Annotated in this window: 20 protein-coding genes; 14 read left to right on the plus strand and 6 right to left on the minus strand. The window is 71.6% G+C overall.

Annotated elements, in window-relative coordinates:
* Window positions 1-263 precede the first annotated feature (263 nt).
* The 3 genes from ACFVWY_RS17665 to eccE all read right to left on the minus strand — a co-directional run bounded on the left by ACFVWY_RS17665 (window position 264) and on the right by eccE (window position 2,615).
* Entirely contained in the window at window positions 264-497 is a 234-nt protein-coding gene (locus ACFVWY_RS17665; protein ID WP_389872836.1) for a DUF397 domain-containing protein, read from the minus strand.
* Between the two features lie 85 nt (window positions 498-582).
* A complete protein-coding gene (locus ACFVWY_RS17670) occupies window positions 583-1,317 on the minus strand; it encodes a hypothetical protein (RefSeq protein WP_389872838.1) in 735 nt (244 codons plus the stop codon).
* A complete protein-coding gene (eccE, locus tag ACFVWY_RS17675; RefSeq protein ID WP_389872841.1) occupies window positions 1,314-2,615 on the minus strand; it encodes a type VII secretion protein EccE in 1,302 nt (433 codons plus the stop codon). Before eccE ends, ACFVWY_RS17670 begins: the two co-directional genes overlap by 4 nt.
* A 214-nt stretch (window positions 2,616-2,829) precedes the next feature.
* Between eccE and ACFVWY_RS17680 the strand changes: the two genes are divergently transcribed.
* The 5 genes from ACFVWY_RS17680 to ACFVWY_RS17700 all read left to right on the plus strand — a co-directional run bounded on the left by ACFVWY_RS17680 (window position 2,830) and on the right by ACFVWY_RS17700 (window position 7,030).
* A complete protein-coding gene (locus ACFVWY_RS17680) occupies window positions 2,830-4,377 on the plus strand; it encodes a type VII secretion protein EccB (RefSeq protein ID WP_389872844.1) in 1,548 nt (515 codons plus the stop codon).
* Window positions 4,378-4,390: 13 nt separating this feature from the next.
* Window positions 4,391-5,629 (plus strand): type VII secretion-associated serine protease mycosin, encoded by a 1,239-nt coding sequence (gene mycP / locus ACFVWY_RS17685; protein ID WP_389872847.1) that lies wholly within the window; start codon window positions 4,391-4,393, stop codon window positions 5,627-5,629.
* Between the two features lie 121 nt (window positions 5,630-5,750).
* Complete coding sequence (locus ACFVWY_RS17690; RefSeq protein ID WP_389872850.1) at window positions 5,751-5,948, plus strand: hypothetical protein; 198 nt, start codon at window positions 5,751-5,753, stop codon at window positions 5,946-5,948.
* A gap of 356 nt (window positions 5,949-6,304) precedes the next feature.
* Window positions 6,305-6,664, plus strand: a complete 360-nt coding sequence (locus ACFVWY_RS17695; RefSeq protein WP_389872853.1) for a WXG100 family type VII secretion target — start codon at window positions 6,305-6,307, stop codon at window positions 6,662-6,664.
* A 63-nt stretch (window positions 6,665-6,727) separates the two neighbouring features.
* The gene (locus ACFVWY_RS17700) at window positions 6,728-7,030 is read left to right on the plus strand and encodes a WXG100 family type VII secretion target (RefSeq protein ID WP_389872856.1); all 303 of its coding nucleotides are present in this window, start codon (window positions 6,728-6,730) and stop codon (window positions 7,028-7,030) included.
* A gap of 89 nt (window positions 7,031-7,119) precedes the next feature.
* Here ACFVWY_RS17700 and eccCa read toward each other — a convergent pair whose 3' ends face one another.
* The gene (eccCa, locus tag ACFVWY_RS17705; protein ID WP_389872858.1) at window positions 7,120-11,145 is read right to left on the minus strand and encodes a type VII secretion protein EccCa; all 4,026 of its coding nucleotides are present in this window, start codon (window positions 11,143-11,145) and stop codon (window positions 7,120-7,122) included.
* 278 nt (window positions 11,146-11,423) lie between these two features.
* On the opposite strand from eccCa, the gene eccD reads away from it, so the two are divergent.
* The 6 genes from eccD (at window position 11,424) to ACFVWY_RS17735 (ending at window position 18,656) form a co-directional block, all read left to right on the plus strand.
* A complete protein-coding gene (gene eccD, locus ACFVWY_RS17710; protein ID WP_389872916.1) occupies window positions 11,424-12,968 on the plus strand; it encodes a type VII secretion integral membrane protein EccD in 1,545 nt (514 codons plus the stop codon).
* 187 nt (window positions 12,969-13,155) lie between these two features.
* Window positions 13,156-13,443 carry a 30S ribosomal protein S15 gene (rpsO, locus tag ACFVWY_RS17715; RefSeq protein WP_389872861.1) on the plus strand — a complete coding sequence of 96 codons (288 nt, stop codon included), beginning with the start codon at window positions 13,156-13,158 and terminating at the stop codon, window positions 13,441-13,443.
* Window positions 13,444-13,780: 337 nt separating this feature from the next.
* Window positions 13,781-15,991, plus strand: a complete 2,211-nt coding sequence (locus ACFVWY_RS17720; RefSeq protein WP_389872864.1) for a polyribonucleotide nucleotidyltransferase — start codon at window positions 13,781-13,783, stop codon at window positions 15,989-15,991.
* Complete coding sequence (locus tag ACFVWY_RS17725; protein WP_389872866.1) at window positions 15,988-17,367, plus strand: M16 family metallopeptidase; 1,380 nt, start codon at window positions 15,988-15,990, stop codon at window positions 17,365-17,367. The genes ACFVWY_RS17720 and ACFVWY_RS17725 overlap by 4 nt, the downstream gene beginning before the upstream one ends.
* Before the next feature lie 62 nt (window positions 17,368-17,429).
* Window positions 17,430-18,182 carry a 4-hydroxy-tetrahydrodipicolinate reductase gene (gene dapB / locus ACFVWY_RS17730; protein ID WP_389872869.1) on the plus strand — a complete coding sequence of 251 codons (753 nt, stop codon included), beginning with the start codon at window positions 17,430-17,432 and terminating at the stop codon, window positions 18,180-18,182.
* A gap of 12 nt (window positions 18,183-18,194) precedes the next feature.
* Window positions 18,195-18,656 carry a hypothetical protein gene (locus ACFVWY_RS17735; protein ID WP_389872872.1) on the plus strand — a complete coding sequence of 154 codons (462 nt, stop codon included), beginning with the start codon at window positions 18,195-18,197 and terminating at the stop codon, window positions 18,654-18,656.
* Window positions 18,657-18,695: 39 nt separating this feature from the next.
* Here ACFVWY_RS17735 and ACFVWY_RS17740 read toward each other — a convergent pair whose 3' ends face one another.
* Together ACFVWY_RS17740 and ACFVWY_RS17745 are read right to left on the minus strand one after the other, a co-directional pair.
* Entirely contained in the window at window positions 18,696-19,247 is a 552-nt protein-coding gene (locus ACFVWY_RS17740) for a hypothetical protein (RefSeq protein WP_389872874.1), read from the minus strand.
* A gap of 93 nt (window positions 19,248-19,340) precedes the next feature.
* Window positions 19,341-19,580: a hypothetical protein gene (locus ACFVWY_RS17745; RefSeq protein ID WP_389872876.1), complete on the minus strand. Its 240-nt coding sequence runs from the start codon at window positions 19,578-19,580 to the stop codon at window positions 19,341-19,343.
* Between the two features lie 184 nt (window positions 19,581-19,764).
* On the opposite strand from ACFVWY_RS17745, the gene thyX reads away from it, so the two are divergent.
* The 3 genes from thyX to ACFVWY_RS17760 all read left to right on the plus strand — a co-directional run bounded on the left by thyX (window position 19,765) and on the right by ACFVWY_RS17760 (window position 23,369).
* Window positions 19,765-20,502, plus strand: a complete 738-nt coding sequence (thyX, locus tag ACFVWY_RS17750) for an FAD-dependent thymidylate synthase (RefSeq protein WP_389872878.1) — start codon at window positions 19,765-19,767, stop codon at window positions 20,500-20,502.
* A 152-nt stretch (window positions 20,503-20,654) separates the two neighbouring features.
* Window positions 20,655-21,554 (plus strand): 4-hydroxy-tetrahydrodipicolinate synthase, encoded by a 900-nt coding sequence (gene dapA / locus ACFVWY_RS17755; protein ID WP_389872881.1) that lies wholly within the window; start codon window positions 20,655-20,657, stop codon window positions 21,552-21,554.
* Between the two features lie 129 nt (window positions 21,555-21,683).
* A complete protein-coding gene (locus tag ACFVWY_RS17760) occupies window positions 21,684-23,369 on the plus strand; it encodes a ribonuclease J (RefSeq protein WP_389872884.1) in 1,686 nt (561 codons plus the stop codon).
* Window positions 23,370-23,721: the final 352 nt, after the last annotated feature.

The following is a 23,721-nucleotide window of genomic DNA, read 5'->3' on the forward strand; positions in this document are numbered from 1 at the left end:
ACGCATGGCCTGCCCGCAGGTTCTTCTGCCGCGCCCGGACCCAGCCTAATCGCCAGGGGGCTTGCTCCGGCAGGCCGTTCCGCAGGACAGGAACTGTCCAGTAGGTCACGTCATGGCTACAGGCTTCCGGGGCACGACGGAGCCCGCGGAACGAAGTGCTTGATATGCCGTGAGGCCGGATATACCGCGCCAACTAGTCCCTGTATATAAGGAAAGGGGCGGTCATCCCGTGCGGACGGCTGCCCCTTCCGGCCGGTCAGCGCCTACGCGAGGTCGAACTCGCCGTCCCGCGCGCCCAGTACGAAGGCACGCCACTCGGCCTCCGTGTACCGCAGCACGGTCTCGGGGTCCAGCGAGGAACGCATGGCGACCGCGCCGCCCGGGAGATGCGCGATCTCGACCCGCTCCTCGACGTCCTCGGTCCCCGGTGCGCTCAGCCACTCCACATCCGAGATGTCGAGGGCGTAGAGCTCGTCCTTCTCCTGCTGGGTGCCCATGGCGGCGTCCCTTTCGATCGAACCGTGTCGTTCTCTGGTCATCTTCCCCGGAGGCGGCAGCTCCGGGGCGCTGAATGGACAGTATTCAGTCCATCCGGCGAGCAGCGCCCAGCAGACGGGTCTCGGCCTCGCTCGCGCCCGTCGTCACCCAGTGGCGTTCCCGGCCCGCCACCCAGAGCGTGACACTGTCCGCCAGGGTCGGCAGCGCCTCGCTCTCGGTACGGGGAAGCCCCAGGACCCCGCCGATCGTCCCCGCCTCCTGCGGCGAGACCCGCTGGACCCCCACGAGCGCCGACGCCCGCATCAACCGTGGTGCCACGACGCTCGGATAGGGCAGCAGCGTCAGCACCGACTGCCAGGGCGCGGGCACCACCCGGCCCCGGGGCGGGCGCATCCCGCAGTCCCGTACCACCAGCACGGGGCGGCCCTCGGCCGCTCCGGCCGGCGGCACCCGGCCCACCTGGTGGAGGATCACGCGTTCCCAGCCGGTGCCCGCGGCCCGCGCCAGGCTGGTCCACGCCGCGGGGCGCCCGGTCTCGACGAGCACCAGCGCCCCGGTGGCCGCTACCCGCAGCGCCAGCACCTGTGCCGTCCACAGCCCGCCGATCAGCAGGACGTCGTACGGCGCGGGGTGAGGGAAGGAGAGCGTCCGCTCGGTCCCCTCGGCATCGCTGCCGAGGGGCACGCCGTCGTCGCCGACCGGCAGCGACAGCGCGTCCAGCTGCCCGGCCGCCAGGGCGTGACCCGGGTGACGCGGGCCGCGCAGCCCGCGCCGGGGCCCGACGAGCCGCGCCATCGCCCGCCCCCTCGCGTACCTCATCGGGTGCCTCCCAGCGGCACGGTCGCCAGCACGCCCGGCAGCTGCTCGCGGTCCAGCCGCACCAGACCGACCCTCGCGCTCCGGGCTTCCCGCTCCAACGCCTCGCACGCCCCGGCCAGTTCGGCAGCGGAGCCGCCGGTGACCCGCACATGTCCGGATACCGACACCTCGGCCCGGTACGGGCCGCGCCGCAGCGTCAGGCAGAAGGTCGTCGCGTACGCCGGTACCCGCGTCAGCGACGCGACGAGACGGGGCAACGGGGCCGGGCCACGGCCCGACCCGGGCCAACGGTCCACCACATAGGAACGGTGCAGGCGGCCGTCGCACCGCCAGGCCCCCGGCGTCTCCGCCGTCCTGCGGCCCGACGCCCCGTCCCGGTGCCCGCCGCCGGGCGGCACGGCGGCGCGCGCGCACAGGGCCGCGGCCAGGACCGCGCGCAGCTCCTCCTGATCCAGCACCGACGCCCGGAACCCGGCCCCGGTGATCCGGCTCGCCACCTGGTCGGCCACCCGCACCAGACAGCGCTGGGCGCCGCCGAGCCCGCCCCCGCGCGCCTCGACCGCCTCCCGGCACGCCTCCGGGTCCAGCCTCACCGCCACCCAGGTCATCCGCAGCGCGGGCGCCCCGTCCCGCTCCTGCGGCGGCACACCGGAAGACCGCGCGGCCGACTGCCGCGCCGGAGCGGGACGCACCTGCTGCACGAGCTGCGCGGACTCCAGCACGATGTCGTCCACCGTGAGCGCGTCGCCCAGCAGGGACAGCGGGAACGCCCGCGCGCCCGGTGCCCGGCGCAGCGACTCGCGACCGGCCTCGACCCGTACGACAGCGGTCAGGAACGAACCGTCCCCGGCCATGCCCACCGTGCGGCGCCCCCGGTCGGCGTAGCCGTACGGGGCGAGCCCCGGCGCGGCCTCCGCCACCGGAGCCCAGTCCGGGTGCGTGCCGGGTGCGACCGCCGCGGCATCACGTCGCCGTGCGCGCAGGGCGAGGGCCGTCGGCAGCCGTCCGGGCACGGCGCGGCCCCGACGGCGCGTCACCGTGAACGGCGCCACCGCGAACGGCGCCAGCAGACCGGCGACCACGACCGAGCCCGCCGCCGCGGCGCCGCCGTGCACGCAGCCCGCCACGCCGACCGCCAGCGCTGTCTCGACGAGTACCAGCCGCCGCAGCGCGAACCCCGGGCGGCGGACCCGCCGCGGAGGGTCCGCCGGGGCGCCCGCCGGGGGCGCGAAGGCCGCTGCGGCGGGTTCGTTGCTGCGTTGCCCCCGGGAAGTGACGGCTGGTCCCCGGTGGGCCATCCGTGTACGGTCACGCGTCGTCGCCATCGCCGCCTGTGCCCCCTCGCGCCGCTGTGCACCGTTTCGTCCCACCGGTGCCGGCCAGTCGGCCACGCTACCCGAGCGGCGACGCCACACGTCAAATCCCTGTGTGTAGACGCCAGTTCGATGATCTGTGGTGGCAGTGCGTGTGGGAACCTGGTCGGCCACCGGGAAGAGGGGCGGGGACCGGCTGATGGCATCGCGGCGGGACGAACTCAACGCGTACACCTTCGCGAAGCGGAGGATGGTCGCGCAGTTCCTGTGCCCCGGCCCGGCCGGCTCGGACGAGGGCGCTCCGAGGCCGCTGCGCGCCGTGGTGCCCGGCGCGGTCGCCGGGGCCGTGATCCTCGCGGGGTTCGGAGCCTGGGGGATGTTCAGCCCCGTCGCGCCCCGCGACTGGGACACCCCGTACGAGCACGTCATCGTGGCCGACAAGTCCACCACGCGGTACGTGGTGCTGCGGACCGGGGGACGGAAGCAGCTCCACCCGGTGCTGAACATGTCGAGCGCCCGGCTTCTCCTCGCCCCGGGCAAGGACGAGGTCATCAGTGTCGGCGAGGCGGTCCTCGACAGCGGCGGGATTCCGCACGGAGCCACCCTCGGCATCCCGTACGCCCCCGACCGGCTGCCGGACAAGAAGGAGGCCGGCGCGAAGAAGCGCTGGGCGGTCTGCGAACGGCCGGTGCAGGGCGGCAGGGCCATCCAGCGGGCGGCGTTCGTCCTCGCCGCACGCGATCTGCGGCGGACCGAGGGGAAGAACCGGCCACGCGGCGGCGAGCTGATCCATGTCGAGGGCCCGGGACCGGACCGCACCCGCTACGTCGTGGACGCCGCGGGCCGGGCGTACCCCGTCAGGAAACGCGAACTGCTGCTCCGCACCCTGACCGGCGACCGCGCCCCGCAGCGGGTCTCCGCCGCGTGGCTGGGCACCCTGCACCTGGGGGACACGATCGACTTCCCGCCGCTCCCCGGCGACCCCGGTGCCGACGCGGGCGTCCCGGGACGGCTGCCGCCCGGGGCGAACCGGGTGGGCATGGTCCTCGCGGCGACCTCCGGCACCCGGACCCGGCGGTACGTGGTCCTGTCCGGACGGGTCGCTCCCGTATCGGACTTCGTCGCGAAGCTCCTGCTCAACAGCCGCGCCCTGCTCGGGCTCGGCCAGGACGGCAGGGCGCGGCACGTCAGCGCCGGAGCCTTCGCTCCCGGCGCGCCCTTCGGCCGGAACCTGGACTGGCCCACCCACGAGCCGAGACCGGTCAACTCCGCGAGCGCCGCGCCCGGGAGCCGTGACACCGTCTGCGTCGTCCTGCGCGGCGTCGCCCCGGCCGGCGGGGCCACCACGCTCAGCACCTGGGCGGGCACACGCTTTCCCGCGACGCTGCCCACCGGCTCCAGCAGCGCCTACGTGACTCCCGGGTCGGGGCAGCTCTTCCGCCAGTTCAAGGGGGCCGCCACCCACTCCGGTCCGCTCTTCCTGGTCACCGACACGGGACTGCGCTACGCGATGCAGTCCAACGGGGACAGCGGGGACAGCGGGAACGGTGTCCGGGGCGACGCCGAGGCCGGTGCGTCCGGCTCCGCGGAGGAACAGGAGCGACGGCGCCTGGAAGCACGGCAGGCGCAGAACCGGCTCGGGTACGCGGACGTCGTGCCCGCGCCCGTTCCGGCCGCCTGGTCCGGCCTCCTGCCCACGGGGCCGCGCCTGTCGACCGGCGCGGCCCGTCGGCCGCAGGGCTCCTGAAGGGCGCGGCGGCATGACGACGCCCCGCCTGCCGTACCGGCACGCGCTGACGGCCGTGGCCGCCGCGCTCCTGACCGTCCTGCCGCCGGTGCCGCCCGCCGGGGCGGACGATCCGGCCCGCTGCGTCTTCGGCGCGAAGCCGTACGCGGGCCGCCCCTGGTCGCTGCAGCGCGTCCTGCTGGACGAACTATGGCGGCAGTCCACCGGCGCGGGGGTACGGGTGGCCGTCATCGACACGGGAGTGGACATCAAAAATCCCCAGCTCAAGGCGGCCGTGGACACCGGGAGCGGTCGCAACCTCCTGCCGGGGAACCTCAAGGACGGACACGGCGGCGCGCTCGCGCGCGGCAAGGAGGACGGCACGACCGACACGGTCGGCCACGGCACCAAGGTCGCCGGGATCATCGCCGCGCGGGAAGCGGACGGCACCGGCTTCACCGGCCTGGCGCCGGACGCGACGATCATCCCGGTCCAGCAGAACGACGCCGGGGGCAACGGAACGGCCGCCACCCTGGCCCACGCCATCCGCTACGCGGCCGGCACCGCCCGTGCGGACGTCATCAACATCTCCCAGGACACGGCCGAAGCGGTCGCCTCCGCCCCTGTCCTCGAACAGGCGGTGAACGCCGCTCTGGACCGGGACGTCGTGATCGTCGCCTCGGCTGGCAACGACGGGCTCGACGGCACCGTCCGGACGGCCTACCCGGCTGCGTACGAAGGTGTCCTGGCCGTCGCCGCCTCGGACCGCGACAACGAACGGGCGGCCTTCTCCCGGTCCGGCGACTTCGTGGACGTGGCCGCCCCCGGCGTGGACATCGTCTCCACGGTCCCGGGCGGCGGACACTGCGCGGACAACGGCACCAGCTTCGCCGCCCCGTACGTCGCGGGCGTCGCCGCCCTCATCCGGGCCAAGCACCCGGGCTGGACACGGAACCAGGTCGTCGCCCAGATCGAGCAGACGGCGGAGCGGTCGGTCGCGGGCCGCGACGGCCTGGTGGGCTGGGGTGTCGTGGACCCGGTGCGGGCCCTGACGGAGGACGAGCGGCCCCTTGAGCGCCCGGTGGCCCGCGAAGGTGTGAGCAGGGGCGAGGCCCCGGCCCCGGCCGCGCTCCAGCCGGGCGAAACGGCGGACGAACGCGCCACCCGCCTCGCGACCTACGTGGTGGTGGGCGCGGCGGTACTGGTCGCCGCACTCGCGGGCGTCGCCGTCGCCGTGCGCGACAGCCGACGGCGGACCGGCACCGGAACGTAGTACCGGCCGCGCGTGATCCGGCGTCAGGCCAAGTTCGCCCGATCGAGGGGCAGGGCCCACAGCCCGACGCGTCTGTCACATTCGGTGGCTAGGGTGTGTACGGAGAGTGAGGTTCGGGTGGGTGGAGGTCCGGAGCGGGCAGGCGTCGGCCGTCGGCCTCGGCAACGTGGACGGCGACGTACGCCACCGCTTCCACGAGATCAGCACCCGCCCGGTCAGAGAACACGAACGCACGGGAACCGGGAACACGGGCAAGGCCGAACGGCCCGGTCGTCGCAGCGGCGACCGGCGGAGCGACAGGGGGCGGGCAGCCGGATGAGCGATGTGGATGTGAGGGAACCGCGGCCGGAGGACCGTCAGCGTGTCCGGACAGGTTCCGGTTCTCCCCGGCCTGCGTACCTCGTTCGAGGGATACGAACTCCCCGCGGTGACCGGACCTGGTCGAGAACTCCCGTCTGGAACGTCCCAAGGACGCGGGCGAGGCGCTCCTGAAGACGGGGGCGGCCGTCAGCCGACAGCGGCGCGGGGATCACCGGCACGCCGTTCGGAGGCGGGTGAATACCGCCGCCCCGGTGATGACGTTCCGTTCTGGTGCGGCCAGGAACCGGAGCGGTACCGCCAGGGACATGGCAAAACAAACGCGGTCACGGCCGCAGCGGAAGGGAAGACGAAGACATGGCGGACCAGAAGCTCTCGGATGCCGCCCTCCGCAAGCTGGAGGGCGAGCTCACCACACGGTTCGATTCGGTGAAGGGCCAGCTGAAGACATTGCAGGGCACGATCGACAGCCTGGAGGGCGCCTGGCAGGGCATCGGCGCCGGTGCTTTCAACACCAAGCAGGAGGAGATCAACCGGAAGATGGTCAGCATCGCCCGCCGGCTGCTCCATTTCCAGGAGGCCATCAAGGCGGCGCGCACCATCTCCAGCAACACCGAGGACGAGATCCGGCAGGCGCTGCACGGCGTCGACGTCGTCAGCGGCTACTCGGGAGACGCCGCGGCGGAGGCCAGGATCTCCAACCTGAACAAGTTCTGAGCCAGTAACGGCCAAAACCGCATGACGACGTGACCTCACATCTGGACCACACGGGAGGACCGCATGCCGAACGACAACGGCGGCACGATGGTTGTCACTTACGCGAGCCTGGAACTCGCGGCCGGAGCCATCGAACGACAGGGCAAACAGCTCCAGGAGGATCTCGCGTCCATCCAGCGGATGATCGCCCAGGTGTCCGAACTGTGGGTGGGCGAGGCCAAGAGGGCCTACGACATCGCCCAGCAGGGCTGGGAGAACGATGCCACGGCGATCCACAACGCGCTGAGCGAGATCTCCCGCAAGGTGCGCGAGGCCGGTGCCGCGTACCACGCCGGTGACAAGCGGGCACGGGCCAACTTCGAGTAGGGCCCGGCGAGCACCGGGGCGGCGGCCGGGGCGGGCGCGCGAGGGAGACACGCCCGCCCCGGCCGCCACCACCGGTTCCCCGCCCGCCGCTACCGCTCCTCATCCATGAACGCCGACTGCACGAGCGGGTTTCCCCGGCGCCGGGTGACGAAGACGCCGCGTCCCGGAGGCATCGGCCGCGGCCGTACGGCGCCGAGGACGTCCCCCTCCACCGGGTCGCCCGAGAGCACCAGACCCTGCGCGCCCAGTTCCACGACGCGTTGCAGGAACGGCTCGTACAGGGCGCGGCCGACCCCGGCGGTGCTGCGGGCGATGACGAAGCGGACGCCGACGTCGCGCGCGAACGGCAGCATCTCCGTCAGCCTGCCCAGCGGGTTGCCGCTGGAGGTGGGGACCAGGTCGTAGTCGTCGATGACGACGTAGACCGTCGGGCCGCTCCACCAGCTGCGTTCGCGCAGCTCCCGCGCCGTGACGTCGGGCGACGGCGTGCGGCGCTCCATCAGCTGGTACAGGGCGTCCACGTGGTGCTCCATGGCGTTGGACAGGGGCACGTACTCCGCCAGGTGCGTTGCCGGGGCGGCACCCAGCAGCGTGCGCCGGTTGTCGATGACGAAGAACTGGCAGGCGTCCCCGTCGTACCGCTCGCTCAGCTGCTTGACGAGCAGCCGCAGCAGGTTCGACTTGCCGGACTCGCTCTCCCCGAACACCAGGAAGAACGGGTCGCGTTCGAGATCGAGGAAGACCGGCTCCAGACCGTTCTCGTCGATACCGAACGCGACGCCCCGGTCCGGGTACGCGTGGCCCGGGGGCAGCTCGCACACCGGGAGTGAGCGCGGCAGCAGCCGGACCGCCGGGGCCAGAGCCCCCGTCCAGTGCCGGGCCACCTCCCGGCTCAGGGCAGCCGTCGCCCCGGCGAGACCGCTGCCGGAGCCGATGCCGTCGATCCGCGGCACCGCGGCCATGAAGTGCAGCTTCTCCGGAGTGAGCCCACGGCCGGGAACACCGGCTGGCACATTGGCCGCGGCCCTGCGGTCCAGCTCGGAGTCCATGACGTCACCAAGCCGCAGTTCCAGCCGGTTCATCAGGTGGTCCTTGAGGCTGGCCCGGACCTCCGGGGAACGCGAGGCCGTGACGACCAGGTGGATCCCGTAGCCCAGACCGCGCGCCGCGAGGTCCACGACCAGGCCCTCCAGCCCCTCGTGGTCCGTACGGAAACTGCCCCAGCCGTCGATGAGCAGGAAGACGTCGCCCCACGGCTGGTCCGTGACCGGGATCTCGCCGCGCGCCCGCCCCTCGCGGAAGGCGGCGATGGAGTCGATGCCCGCGCCGCGGAAGTACTCCTCGCGCCGCGCCATGATCCCGTACACCTCGGCGACCGTGCGCCGTACCCGTTCCGGGTCGAGCCGGGAGGCGACGCCGCCGACGTGCGGCAGTCCCGAGACCGAGTTCAGGCCCCCGCCGCCGAAGTCGAGCCCGTAGAACTGGACCTCCTGGGGGGTGTGGGTGAGCGCGAAGCCCGCGACCAGAGTGCGCAGCAGCGTGGACTTCCCGGACTGCGGGCCGCCGGTGATCTGCAGGTGGCCCGCCGCCCCGGAGAAGTCCCGGTACAACGGGTCGCGGCGCTGCTCGTACGGCTTGTCGACCACACCGAGGGGTACGACGAGACGGCCCGCCCCCTCGGACCCGGGCACGGTCAGCCCACGCCCCTCGACCGGGCAGAGCCCCGGCAGCAGTCCGTCCAGCGACGGCGGGCCGCCCAACGCCGGGAGCCACACCCGGTGCGCGGCGGCTCCCCGGCCCTCCAGCCGGCGCACGACCACATCGAGTACCGTCTCGGCCGGACCGCTCTCCTGCGCCCCCGCACAGCCCTCGGACGCACAGCCCTCGGACACATACGCGCCGGACGCGTACGCACCGGGTGCGCGGTCATCAGGGGCAGGGGCCCCCGGCTCCGCGTATCGCACCGGCACCGGAGCCGCCGTGAACACCACCGGCCTGCGGTCCACCGGCAACGGCCCCGGGGACACCGTCTCCCGGGCACCCGCGCGGTACGCCCCGGAGACGTACGCGGCCTTGAAGCGCACCATCTCGTCCGTGCCGTACTTCAGATAGCCGCACCCGGGAACACCGGGCAGGTGGTACGCGTCAGGCACCCCCAGCGCCGCCCGCGACTCGCCCGCCGAGAACGTACGCAGCCCGATCCGGTACGACAGATAGGTCTCCAGGCCGCGCAGCCGCCCCTCCTCCAGACGCTGCGAGGCCAGCAGCAGATGAACCCCCAGCGAGCGGCCGATCCGCCCGATCCGCACGAACATCTCAATGAAGTCGGGCTTGGCCGTGAGGAGTTCGCTGAACTCGTCGATGACCAGGACGAGCGTGGGAAGGGGCCGCAGCGCGACTCCCGCGGCGCGTGCCTCCTCGTAGTCGTGGACGCTCGCGTAGTTGCCCGCGTCGCGCAGCAGCTCCTGGCGGCGGTTGAGCTCACCGCTGATCGCGTCGCCCATCCGGTCGACCAGCGTCAGGTCGTCCGCGAGGTTGGTGATCACCGCCGCGACGTGCGGCAGCCGCGCCATCCCGGCGAAGGTGGCGCCGCCCTTGAAGTCCGCGAGGACGAAGTTGAGCGTCTGCGAACCGTGCGTGACCGCGAGACCGAGCACGAGCGTACGCAGCAGCTCGGACTTTCCGGAACCGGTGGCTCCGACGCACAGGCCGTGCGGTCCCATCCCCTCCCGCGCCGCCTCCTTGAGGTCCAGCATCACCGGGCCGCCGTCCTCGCCGACACCGATCGGGATCCGCAGCCGCTCGGACCGGGTACGGCACCGCCAGGCCCAGCCGACGTCGATCGCTGCCGCGTCGCCGAGGTTCAGCAGATCGGTGAACTCCAGGTCGGCGAGGAGCGGTTCGCCGTCGTCCCCGACCGGGGCCGCCCGGAGCGGAGCCAGCTGCCGGGCCAGTGCCTCGGCGGCCTGCGGGCCGAGCAGATCGGGAAGCCCGTCGTCGACTGGACCACGGCCGGACTCCAGCCGCAGCGTACGGGGGCCGACCACGACGGACAGGGCACCGCGCGCCCCGTCCGCCCCACCCGGCAGCAGCTCGACGACCGTCACGCCCTGGAGCCCCTCGGGGGCGGCGAGCACCGACACCGGTGGCACGGACCGGCCGTCGAGCACGACGACGACGTGGGGCCGCTCCTGGAGCGGCCGGCCCTCGGGCTGGAAGCGGGGCCGTCCCTCCAGCCGGTCGGAGAGCAGCTCCTCCAGTTCCGCGACAGAGGCGGCGATCAGGCGGCGGCTGCCCGCACCGTCGCCGGGGCCCGGGGCCTGGACGTGCGGCAGCCACTTCGCCCACTCCCAGTGCGGGGCCGCCTCCCGGCCCACCGCGACGGCGAGGACCAGATCCCCGGGGCAGTGCAGCGAGGCGAGCGAGACGGCCATCGCCCGCGCGACGGCCCGCGCCGACTCCGTGTCACCACTGATCGTCAGGTGGTGGAAGGCGCGCAGCGAGACCGTGACCGGCAGCCCGTCCAGTGTGCTGTGCGTCGCCAGGAACCGCCGCATCGCCCCCGCGGTCAGCGGCTCCAGCTCGTCCTCCGGCGCGGTCGGGGGTGCGACGAGCCGGGTCGCGAGCTCCCGCCTGCCCAGCCCGACACGTACCTGTGCGAAGTCGGCGTCACCGGGGCGGCGCTCCCACACCCGACTGCCCTCGGCGACCAGTGCCCACAGCTGGTCCGGCGACGGATGGAGGCAGAACTGGGCGTCGCGCTGCTTCCGCGCCGTCTCCCGCACCGTTCGTCGGGTCCGTGTCAGGTACTTCAGGTAGTCGCGCCGCAGCCCGGCGAGCCGGCCCTGAGTGCCCCGCCGGAAGCGGACGACCATCGCCAGGGCCATCGCGAGCGTCGACGCGATCATGATCACGCCCATGACGCGCATGATCGGGTTCGGGGTGATGAGGAAGAAGACGACTGACCCGCCCATGCCGAGCAGCGGCAGCAACTGCAGCATCACCCCCTCCTGCTGGCCGCGTGGCAGCTCCGGCGGCGGCTTCAGCTCCACCGGCTCGTCGGGCACCCCGCAGGGCCACACCCGTGGCGGACGCTTGACGACGATCTGGCCCACGGCCCACCCCATCCCCTCGCGGAATTCCCTCGCCGCGTCCCGGTGCCGCGATGTGCCGCGATGTGCCGCGACACGCTGCGGCCTCTCGCGGCGCCCCGCCGGGGCGCCGCGCCGAAAGAGCCGGCGGCACACGAGGAGGGACGGCACACGAAGAGAACCGTTGACGGCGGCGCCCTCGGCCCCGGGCGTGACCCGCGTTCCCGGGACTCGTTGCGCAGACACGCCCGGACGCACGCGGGCGCGCTCAGGAACAACGACCAGGGGAGCACCAGGTGACGATGACGGACCGCGCGACGCCCCCGGCTCCCGAACCCCCGCCCGGCCGGCCCGCCCCCGTGGCCCCGCCCGGCCGACGGGCCCCCGCGGTCCAGTCCGCCGCCGACGGCACCGGGTTCTGCCGGGTCACGGTCGTCGCGCCGGACGGCCGCGTCGACGTGGCCCTGCCCGAGGACCTCGCCGTCGCGGACCTGTACCCCGAGATCCTCCGGCTGTCCGGCCACACCCCCGACCCCGGCGCCCCGGTCGGCTACCACCTGGTACGCCGCGACGGCACCGTCCTGGACGGCGGCCGCGGCCTCGCCGCGCAGCACGTCATGGACGGCGAGCCGCTCTGTCTGCGCCCCTTCGCCCAGTCCCTTCCCCCGGCGGTCTTCGACGACGTCTGCGACGCCGTCGCCACCGCCGTCGCCCGGGACCGCACGCTCTGGGACGACGGACTCACCCGCACGGCCGGGCTCCTCGGCGGGGCGGTCCTGCTGATCCTGCTGGGCTTCGCGCTGTGGACCTCCGGCCCCCGCCACGACACGCACGGCCTTCCCGGCGTCCTCGCCGCCGTCACCGCCGTGCTCGCCCTCACGCTCGCCTGCGTACGCACCCGGGTGTACGGCGACCGGGGATCGGCCACCGCCCTGGGCACCGGCGCGCTAGCCAACGCCGCGGTCGCCGGGTCCGGGCTGCTGGCGCCCGCCGCGGGCGAGGGCCCCGGGCGGCTGCAGTTCCTGCTCGCCTGCGCCGCCGTGCTGGTGACGGCCGTGATCCTCACGATCGCCGCCCCCGGCGGTGACGGGGTCTTCGTCGCCTGCGGCTGCGCCGCAGCCGTCGGCCTGCTGCTCACCTTCGCCGCGATCACGACCGGCATGACCCCGGTCGAGGCCGCCGCGCTGTGCGCCCCGGTCTGCGTGGGCGCGCTGGCCTTCCTGCCCGGCCTCTCCACCCGCCTCGCCCGCCTGCCCCTCGGCTTCGACCCGCCCCGCGCCACCCCCGGCGGCCACCCGGCGCCCGAACCGGTGTCGCGGCGCCCCGTCGACGGCGGCCTCATCGCCGTCCGGGCCCGGCGCGGCCACGAACTGCTCGTCGGCCTGGTCGGCGGATGCGCGCTCCCCGCGGTGGGCGCCACGGCCGTCCTGGGGTTCTCCGGCGGTCTCTGGGGGCGGCTGCTGGCCCTTGCCACCGGGGTCGCCCTGCTGACGCGCGCCCGCCTCTTCCGCCACACGGACCAGGTCGGCTGCGCCTTGGCGGCGGGCCTCGCCGCACTCGTACTCCTGGGCCTGGGGCTGTCCCTGAATCCGCCGCCCGGCCTGCTGCGCGAGGCGGCCACCGGGAACGGCTCCGCGCTCGCCCTCCGTACGATCTGGCTCGCCGCCGCCGTCGCGGGCGCCGCCGCGCTGCTCACCGCCATCGGGCTGATCGTGCCGCGCAAGGGGGTCACCCCGTTCTGGGGGCGCTTCCTGGAGATCGCGGAGGCCGGGGTGCTCCTGACCCCGCTCCCGCTCTGCCTCGCCGTCTTCGACCTCTACCACGCGGTCCGCGCGCTCACCGGCTGACCAGGGCCCGCCCCGGCCGGTACCGGCTCCGCCGGACTGGTACGCTGTGTGACGGCCGTTTGTGTACGCCCTCCCGGATCATCCTGGGAGCTGCGCTCATCGGACCCTCGCTCCCGAGTCATGGAAGCACCCCTGAGAACGGACCAGGGGCACTCGCGGGCGCATCGAATACCAAGAGGAGTACCGCGTGTCGCTCGACGCCGCTACGAAGAAGCAGATCATGGCCGAGTTCGCCACCAAGGAGGGTGACACCGGTTCCCCCGAGGTCCAGGTCGCGATGCTCTCCCGTCGCATCTCGGACCTGACGGAGCACCTGAAGATCCACAAGCACGACCACCACTCCCGTCGTGGTCTGCTGATCCTGGTCGGCCAGCGCCGCCGCCTCCTGCAGTACCTGGCCAAGAAGGACATCCAGCGCTTCCGCGCCCTGGTCGAGCGCCTCGGCATCCGCCGTGGTGCGGCCGGCGCCAAGTAAGTCGCCGTGAAGGGAGCGGTTCCCACCACTGAGGGGGGCCGCTCCCTTTGCTGTACGTACGATTGTGCGTACAGCGCACGGACACGGCACGTGACGGGCCCGCCCGTACGGCCGTGATGCCAAGCAGAACCGAATCTCAGTAACCTGGTCGCAGAACGACCGACAGACGAGCGAGAAGCAGACCTCCCCGCCGCCGGTCCTCGGTAGTGGCCCCCGGACTCATCGACCCGGGTGCTTCGATCGAAGACCGGCCCGCCGATGGAGGGCTTCTCCGCAACCGTCCCCCCGCCACACGGGCGCGGGGACGCGAAGACGATACGTAACGGAGAAAACGCTAGTGGAGAACGAGACCCACTACGCCGAGGCCGTCATTGACAACGGCACCTTCGGCACCCGCACCATCCGCTTCGAGACGGGCCGCCTGGCCAAGCAGGCCGCTGGCTCCGCCGTCGCGTACCTGGACGACGACACCATGGTGCTGTCGGCCACCACCGCCTCCAAGCGGCCCAAGGACCAGCTCGACTTCTTCCCCCTCACGGTGGACGTCGAGGAGCGGCAGTACGCCGCCGGCAAGATCCCCGGCTCCTTCTTCCGCCGGGAGGGCCGCCCCTCCGAGGACGCGATCCTCACCTGCCGCCTGATCGACCGCCCGCTGCGCCCCTCCTTCAAGAAGGGCCTGCGCAACGAGATCCAGATCGTCGAGACGATCATGGCGCTCAACCCCGACCACCTGTACGACGTGGTCGCGATCAACGCCGCCTCCTGCTCCACGCAGCTGGCCGGCCTGCCCTTCTCCGGCCCGGTCGGCGGCACCCGTGTCGCCCTGATCAAGGGCCAGTGGGTCGCCTTCCCGACGCACACCGAGCTCGAGGACGCCGTCTTCGACATGGTCGTCGCCGGTCGCGTCCTGGAGGACGGCGACGTCGCGATCATGATGGTCGAGGCCGAGGCCACCGAGAAGACCATCCAGCTTGTCAAGGACGGCGCCGAGGCCCCGACCGAGGAGATCGTCGCCGCCGGTCTCGAGGCCGCGAAGCCCTTCATCAAGGCGCTCTGCAAGGCCCAGTCGGACCTCGCCGCCAAGGCCGCCAAGCCCACCGGCGACTTCCCGGTCTTCCTCGACTACCAGGACGACGTCTTCGAGGCGCTCGCCGCCGCCGTGACGTCCGAGCTGGCCCAGGCCCTCACCATCGCCGGCAAGCAGGACCGCGAGGCCGAGCTGGACCGCGTCAAGGAGATCGCCGCCGAGAAGCTCCTCCCGGCCTTCGAGGGCCGCGAGAAGGAGATCTCCGCCGCGTACCGCGCGCTGACCAAGAAGCTGGTCCGCGAGCGCGTCATCAAGGACAAGGTCCGCATCGACGGCCGCGGCGTCACGGACATCCGTACGCTCGCCGCCGAGGTCGAGGCCATCCCGCGGGTGCACGGCTCCGCGCTGTTCGAGCGTGGCGAGACCCAGATCCTGGGCGTCACCACCCTCAACATGCTCCGCATGGAGCAGCAGCTGGACACCCTCTCCCCGGTGACCCGCAAGCGCTACATGCACAACTACAACTTCCCGCCGTACTCCGTCGGTGAGACCGGCCGCGTGGGTTCGCCCAAGCGCCGCGAGATCGGCCACGGCGCGCTCGCCGAGCGCGCCATCGTGCCGGTGCTGCCGTCGCGCGAGGAGTTCCCCTACGCGATCCGCCAGGTCTCCGAGGCGCTGGGCTCCAACGGCTCGACGTCCATGGGCTCGGTCTGCGCCTCCACCATGTCGCTGCTGAACGCCGGTGTGCCGCTCAAGGCCGCCGTCGCCGGTATCGCCATGGGCCTGATCTCCCAGGAGATCGACGGCAAGACCCACTACGTCGCCCTCACCGACATCCTCGGTGCGGAGGACGCCTTCGGCGACATGGACTTCAAGGTCGCCGGTACCAAGCAGTTCGTGACCGCGCTCCAGCTCGACACCAAGCTCGACGGCATCCCCGCCTCGGTCCTGGCCGCCGCGCTGAAGCAGGCCCGCGACGCGCGTCTGCACATCCTCGACGTGATGAACGAGGCCATCGACGTTCCGGACGAGATGTCCCCGAACGCCCCGCGGATCATCACCGTCAAGATCCCGGTGGACAAGATCGGTGAGGTCATCGGCCCCAAGGGCAAGATGATCAACCAGATCCAGGAGGACACCGGCGCCGACATCACGATCGAGGACGACGGCACCATCTACATCGGTGCCGCCGACGGACCGGCCGCCGAGGCCGCCCGCGCCACGATCAACGCGATCGCCAACCCGACCATGCCGGAGGTCGGCGAGCGTTACCTGGGTACGGTCGTCAAGACCACCACCTTCGGTGCCTTCGTCTCCCTCATGCCGGGCAAGGACGGCCTGCTGCACATCTCGCAGATCCGCAAGCTCGCCGGTGGCAAGCGCGTGGAGAACGTCGAGGACGTGCTCGGTGTCGGCACCAAGGTCCAGGTCGAGATCGCCGAGATCGACTCCCGTGGCAAGCTCTCCCTCGTCCCGGTCGTCGAGGGCGAGGACGACGAGAAGGACGACGCCGCCAAGTGACGTCCCGTAGTTCCGTGACGACGGCCCGCGCTTCCTCTGGAGCGCGGGCCGTCGCCCGTACCCAAACGCTTCTCAAGGGCAGCAACGGCGCCGGAACGGTCCGCCGTACGGTCCTCCCTGGCGGCCTCCGGGTCGTCACCGAGACCCTGCCCTCCGTACGCTCCGCCACCTTCGGTATCTGGGCCAACGTCGGATCCCGCGACGAGACCCCCACGCTGAACGGCGCGACGCACTACCTCGAACACCTCCTCTTCAAGGGCACCGCCAAGCGCAGCGCCCTCGACATCTCCGCCGCGATCGACGCGGTCGGCGGCGAGATGAACGCCTTCACGGCGAAGGAGTACACCTGCTACTACGCGCGGGTCCTCGACACGGACCTGCCGCTGGCCATCGATGTCGTCTGCGACATGCTGACCGGCTCGCTGATCACCGCCGAGGACGTCGACGCCGAACGCGGCGTCATCCTCGAAGAGATCGCGATGACCGAGGACGACCCGGGCGACTGCGTGCACGACCTGTTCGCGCACACCATGCTCGGCGACACCCCCCTCGGCCGCCCGGTCCTCGGCACCGTCGACACCGTCAACGCGCTCGACCGCGGCCGGATCGCCCGCTTCTACAAGAAGCACTACGACCCGACGCACCTGGTCGTCGCCGCCGCGGGCAACATCGACCACGCCACGGTCGTACGCCAGGTCCGCAGGGCCTTCGAGCGGGCGGGCGCGCTCTCCCGCACGGACGCCGTTCCGGTCGCCCCGCGCCAGGGCTCCCGCACCCTGCGCACCGCGGGCCGGGTGGAACTGCTGAACCGCAGGACGGAACAGGCCCACGTCGTCCTCGGCGTACCCGGCCTGGCCCGCACGGATGACCGCCGCTGGGCGCTCGGCGTACTCAACACCGCCCTCGGCGGCGGCATGAGCTCCCGCCTCTTCCAGGAAGTACGGGAGAAGCGCGGCCTCGCCTACAGCGTGTACTCCTACACCTCGGGCTTCGCCGACTGCGGTCTCTTCGGGGTGTACGCGGGCTGCCGGCCCAGCCAGGTCCACGACGTCCTCAAGATCTGCCGGGACGAGCTCGACCGGGTGGTCTCCGAGGGGCTCAGCGACGAGGAGATCGGCCGCGCCGTCGGGCAGCTCTCCGGCTCCACCGTCCTCGGTCTGGAGGACACCGGGGCGCTGATGAACCGGATCGGCAAGAGCGAGCTGTGCTGGGGCGACCAGATGTCGGTCGACGACATGCTGGCCCGGATAGCACAGGTCACCCCTGACGACGTCCGCGCCGTCGCGGGCGAGGTCCTCGGACACCGCCCTTCCCTCTCCGTCATCGGTCCGCTGAAGGACAAGCAGGCAGACCGCCTCGAAGAAGCGGTCTCCTGACCGTCGAAGCGGTCCTCCGACCATCTGTCGACTCTTGACCCACCCGTTAAGGAAGCAGAGCAATGAGCAAGCTGCGCGTGGCCGTTCTCGGTGCCGGGGGCCGGATCGGTTCCGAGGCGGTACGAGCCGTCGAGGCCGCCGACGACATGGAGCTGGTGGCCGCCCTCGGCCGGGGCGACAAGCTGGAGACCCTCACGGAATCCGGCGCCCAGGTCGTCGTCGAGCTCACCACCCCCTCGTCGGTGATGGACAACCTCGCATTCTGTGTCCGGCACGGCATCCACGCCGTCGTCGGCACCACGGGCTGGTCCGACGAACGGCTCGCGCAGCTGAACACCTGGCTCGCCGCCTCCCCGGCGACGGGCGTCCTCATCGCGCCGAACTTCTCCATCGGCGCTGTCCTCACCATGAAGTTCGCGGAGCAGGCCGCCCGCTACTTCGAGTCCGTCGAGGTCGTCGAGCTGCACCACCCCAACAAGGCCGACGCCCCCTCGGGCACCGCCACCCGCACCGCCCAGCTGATCGCCGGGGCCCGCCGCAAGGCAGGTCTCGGCGACCAGCCGGACGCCACCGCCACGGCCCTGGACGGCGCCCGCGGCGCCGACGTCGACGGCGTACCGGTCCACGCGGTCCGGCTCCGGGGCCTGCTCGCCCACCAGGAGGTGCTGCTCGGCGGGGAGGGCGAGACGCTCACCATCCGCCACGACTCCCTGCACCACAGCAGCTTCATGCCGGGCATCCTGCTCGGCACCCGCCGCGTGGTGACCACTCCCGGCCTCACGTTCGGCCTGGAACACTTCCTCGACCTGAACTGACTGAGCCCTGCCATGCGCGCAAAGATCACCTACTTCGTCACCGCCGCCGTCCTGGTCTTCTACTTCGTCCTGGTCGGCAGCCGCGGCGTCCTGCTCATCAAGCACGGCACCCTGCTGACGGTCACCTTCGGGATCGCGGTGCTGATCCTGCCGGTGATCGGGGTCTGGTTCCTCTGGAAGAACACCCAGTTCGTCTCCCGGGCCAACGCGCTGGCCGCGCAGCTCGACGCGGAGGGCGGCCTGCCGGTCGACGAACTGGTCCGCACCCCGTCCGGCCGCGTCGACCGTGATTCGGCCGATGCCGTCTTCGCCCGCCGCCGCGAGGAGACCGAGGACTCCCCGGACGACTGGCGCTGCTGGTTCCGCCTCGCTGTCGCCTACCAGGACGCCAGGGACACCCCGAGGGCCCGCAAGGCCATGCAGCGGGCCATCGCCCTGCGGGGAGCCGAGAAGGCCCGGCCCAGCACGTCCTGAACGGGCGCGCGGGGCCGAGCCTTCCGGTCGTACGGGGCCTCAGGCCTGCCGGTACTCGTCCGCCCAGGCCTCGACCGTGTCGGCCGCGCGGTCGAACGCCTCGCCCCGGGTCAGGAAGTCGGCGTTGTTGTCGGTGAGCAGCGGCGGGAGCGCGCCGCCCCCCTGGCGTACGAGGAGCAGCGCCTGCCCCTGGACCGTGCGCGGGAAGCCGAGCCACTTCACCGGCTGCTGCACCGTGCGGACCGCGGTGACCCGGTTCCACGGCACGGTCACCGTGCCGAAGAAACCGACCCGGCGTACGCCGTGGCGGCTGACCCAGGTGCCCATCCGCAGCAGCCGCAGGGCACAGCCGATGATCACCAGCGCCAGCACCAGACACACCGTCGCGCCCGGGAACTCCGCGGCGAACGCGATGATCATGCCCGCCAGCAGGACGAAGGAGGCCAGCAGCAGCGCGGAGGCCGCTGCCGCGACCCGCCAGGGCCCGGGACGGTAGGGACGCCGCCAGCTGTCGTGGTCGTCGAACGGCAGCGCGATGTCCTCGGCCTGCGCGTCAAACGCGCGATCGGCCGTCAGGAAGGGCAGGGGCACGTCTGATCCTCACTCACAAGCACACTCGATTGCTGTGCCCGGTGAGGCTACCGAGACGATCACGACCGGACCACCCCAGGGGGCCCGTACGAGTCACCGCCCCTGGGCGGCCTCGGCCTGTTCCGTGTGCGCGGGGCCCTGGGAGGGGCTGAGCGCGGGCAGGCCGAGGATCAGTGCCCCGGCCAGACCGGCTATCACCGTCAGCCCCACGAGGGAGCGGCCGGCCAGCTCGGAGACGGAGGGCCGCTGCCTCGGCGGCGGAGTGACATTACTGCGGAATCGGTCGCTCTCGGCCACGAACGAGAACGGAACGGATTCACGCCGGCGGAACATGAGGAGGATCTCCTTGAACTCTGTGGTGGATGCTGCTATTGAGTCAGACGCGTGAACGGCCCGATCGGTGCCTGAATCACCGAATTCGTCGAAGAAATCCCGGCACGACCCTTCCAGCCTGCTTGTCAGTGGCGGCCCGTAGAGTGGGCGCCGCCCGAGCGACGCGATTGGAAGGACCCCGCCGGTGACCGAGACCCCCGAGCCCGCACAGCCCAGCTTCCGCAGTGATGTCACCGTTGAGCTGGTGAAACACGCCGCGGGCGACTCCGATGTCCTGTTCGCGGCCCGTGTCTCCACGGCTGGCGAGCAGTCCCTGGAGGAGGTCACCAAGGACCCCGAGCGTTCCAAGGGCCTCATCAACTTCCTGATGCGCGACCGCCACGGCAGCCCGTTCGAGCACAACTCGATGACCTTCTTCATCAGCGCCCCGATCTTCGTGTTCCGGGAGTTCATGCGCCACCGCGTGGGCTGGTCGTACAACGAGGAATCCGGCCGCTACCGGGAGCTGCAGCCGGTCTTCTACGTCCCTGACGCCTCCCGCAAGCTGGTCCAGCAGGGCCGCCCCGGCAAGTACGAGTTCGTGGAGGGCACCGACACCCAGCTGGAGCTCACCGGCCGGGTCATGGAGGACTCCTACCGCCGGGCCTACGAGGCGTACCAGGAGATGCTCGCCGCTGGAGTGGCCCGCGAGGTCGCCCGCTCCGTGCTCCCCGTCGGCCTCTTCTCCTCGATGTACGCCACGTGCAACGCCCGCTCGCTGATGCACTTCCTCGGCCTGCGTACCCAGCACGAGCTGGCCAAGGTGCCGTCCTTCCCGCAGCGCGAGATCGAGATGGTCGGCGAGCGGATGGAGGAGCACTGGGCCCGGCTGATGCCGCTCACCCATGCAGCCTTCAACAAGAACGGACGCGTCGCCCCGTAAGCGGTGTCCGTATTGCGGCCTTTCATGAAGTTCATCTAGGCTGATCAAACGGACCCGGCACTGCTTGAACCCCCGAGCAGGCAGTGCCGGGCTCCTTCTGCTTGTCCCCCCGAGGGGGCAGTCCCCGTTGAGCAGCGAGTAGCGTGTTACCCATGGCTCCGATCTCCACTCCGCAGGCCCCCTTCGGGCGGGTCCTCACCGCTATGGTCACGCCCTTCACGGCGGACGGTGCACTCGACCTCGACGGCGCCCAGCGGCTCGCCGTCCATCTCGTGGACGCGGGCAACGACGGCCTGGTCGTCAACGGCACCACCGGTGAGTCCCCGACCACCAGCGACGAGGAGAAGGACCAGCTCGTACGAGCGGTCCTGGAAGCCGTGGGGGACCGGGCCCATGTCGTCGCCGGCATCGGCACCAACGACACCCGGCACAGCGTCGAGCTCGCCCGTACCGCCGAGCGCTCCGGCGCCCACGGCCTGCTCGCGGTGACGCCGTACTACAACAAGCCGCCGCAGGAAGGGCTCTTCCGCCACTTCACGGCCATCGCCGACGCCACCGGTCTCCCGGTGATGCTCTACGACATTCCCGGCCGCAGCGGTGTGCCGATCGACACGGAGACGCTCGTACGCCTCGCCGCGCACCCGCGCATCGTGGCCAACAAGGACGCCAAGGGTGACCTCGGCCGCGCCAGCTGGGCCATCGCCCGCTCCGGTCTCGCCTGGTACTCCGGCGACGACATGCTCAACCTGCCGCTCCTCTCGGTCGGTGCCGTCGGTTTCGTCTCCGTGGTCGGCCATGTGGTCACCCCGGACCTGCGGGCCCTCATCGAGGCGCACAGCTCCGGTGACGTCCAGAAGGCCACCGAGATCCACCAGAAGCTCCTCCCGGTCTTCACCGGCATGTTCCGCACCCAGGGTGTGATCACCACCAAGGCCGCACTGGCCCTCCAGGGCCTTCCCGCGGGCCCGCTCCGCCTCCCCCTGGTGGAGCTCACCGCGCAGGAAACGGCTCAGCTCAAGATCGATCTCGCGGCTGGCGGGGTAGAGCTTTAGCCACAGACTTCACAACTGAATAGGCGGGGAACCCTCGCCGGCAAGACATCACAGACAACAGCAAGTGCACGAATGACCTGCGCGCCACGTGCCCAAGCGGTACGTGGCGCGCGTGGTAAGGAGAGTCTTTTGAGTCATCCGCATCCCGAACTCGGCACCCCGCCGAAGCTCCCGAAGGGCGGACTGCGCGTCACCCCGCTCGGAGGCCTCGGTGAGATCGGCCGCAACATGACGGTCTTCGAGTACGGCGGCCGCCTGCTCATCGTCGACTGCGGCGTCCTCTTCCCCGAGGAGGAGCAGCCGGGCGTCGACCTGATCCTGCCGGACTTCACCACGATCCGGGACCGCCTCGACGACATCGAGGGCATCGTCCTGACGCACGGCCACGAGGACCACATCGGCGGTGTCCCGTATCTGCTGCGTCTGAAGCCGGACATCCCGCTCATCGGCTCCAAGCTGACCCTCGCGCTGATCGAGGCGAAGCTTCAGGAGCACCGCATCCGTCCGTACACGCTCGAAGTGGCGGAGGGCCAGCGCGAACGCATCGGCGTCTTCGACTGCGAGTTCATCGCGGTCAACCACTCGATCCCGGACGCCCTCGCGGTCGCCATCCGCACCCCGGCGGGCCTGGCCGTCGCCACCGGCGACTTCAAGATGGACCAGCTCCCGCTGGACGGCCGCCTCACGGACCTGCACGCCTTCGCCCGGCTGAGCGAGGAGGGCATCGACCTCCTCCTCTCCGACTCGACGAACGCCGAGGTCCCCGGCTTCGTGCCGCCCGAGCGCGACATCTCCAACGTGCTGCGCACGGTCTTCGCCAATGCCCAGAAGCGCATCATCGTGGCGAGCTTCGCCAGCCACGTTCACCGCATCCAGCAGATCCTCGACGCGGCACACGAGTACGGCCGCAGGGTCGCCTTCGTCGGCCGGTCCATGGTCCGCAACATGGGCATCGCCCGGGACCTCGGCTATCTGAACGTCCCCGCGGGGCTGATCGTCGACGTGCGGACCCTCGACGACCTGCCGGACGACGAGGTCGTGCTGGTGTGCACCGGTTCCCAGGGCGAGCCGATGGCCGCGCTGTCCCGGATGGCCAACCGCGACCACCAGATCCGGATCGTCCAGGGCGACACGGTGATCCTCGCGTCGTCCCTGATCCCGGGCAATGAGAACGCGGTGTACCGCGTGATCAACGGTCTGACCCGCTGGGGCGCCAACGTCGTCCACAAGGGCAACGCCAAGGTCCACGTCTCGGGCCACGCCTCGGCCGGCGAGCTGCTGTACTTCTACAACATCTGCAAGCCGAAGAACCTGATGCCGGTCCACGGGGAGTGGCGCCACCTGCGGGCCAACGCCGAACTCGGCGCGCTCACCGGAGTGCCCAAGGACCACATCGTCATCGCCGAGGACGGGGTCGTCGTCGACCTGGTCGACGGCAAGGCCAAGATCGTGGGCAAGGTCCAGGCGGGCTATGTCTACGTCGACGGTCTCTCCGTCGGCGATGTCACCGAGACGTCGCTCAAGGACCGCCGCATCCTCGGCGACGAGGGCATCATCTCGGTCTTCATCGTGGTCGACAGCTCCACCGGCAAGATCGTGGCCGGTCCCCACATCCAGGCCCGGGGGTCCGGCATCGAGGACGCGGCGTTCAGCGCCGTCGCGCCGAAGATCGAGGAAGCGATCAACAAGTCCGCGCAGGACGGTGTGCTGGAGCCGCACCAGCTCCAGCAGCTCGTCCGCCGCACGGTGGGCAAGTGGGTCTCCGACACCTACCGACGGCGGCCCATGATCCTTCCCGTCGTCGTCGAGGTCTGACGCCGAGGGACAGGAACACGGGAGCGGGGCCCCGATTTGCATCGGGCGCCCCGCTCCAGTACGTTTACGGCTCCGCCTGAAGGGAACAGCCGCACACACTCGTGTGCCGCGGTCGTCCCGGGACAGGCGGGAATTCCGACTCAGAATCTCTGATAAAGTCGGATCCGCCGAAAGGCAAAGACCTTCCAACAGGTCACCGGAATTGAAATTCGGACCGGAAACGGAACGAAAAAGAGTCTGGTAAGGTCGGAACCGCCGGAAAGGGAATCGCGGAAGCGAGGAACTGGAAAGCGAATCCCGCTTCGACTGGGAATCGGCACTCGAAAGAGTCTGATAGAGTCGGAAACGCAAG

This window comes from Streptomyces sp. NPDC058195, assembly GCF_042883525.1.
In the GTDB taxonomy this organism is placed as follows: Bacteria; Actinomycetota; Actinomycetes; order Streptomycetales; family Streptomycetaceae; genus Streptomyces.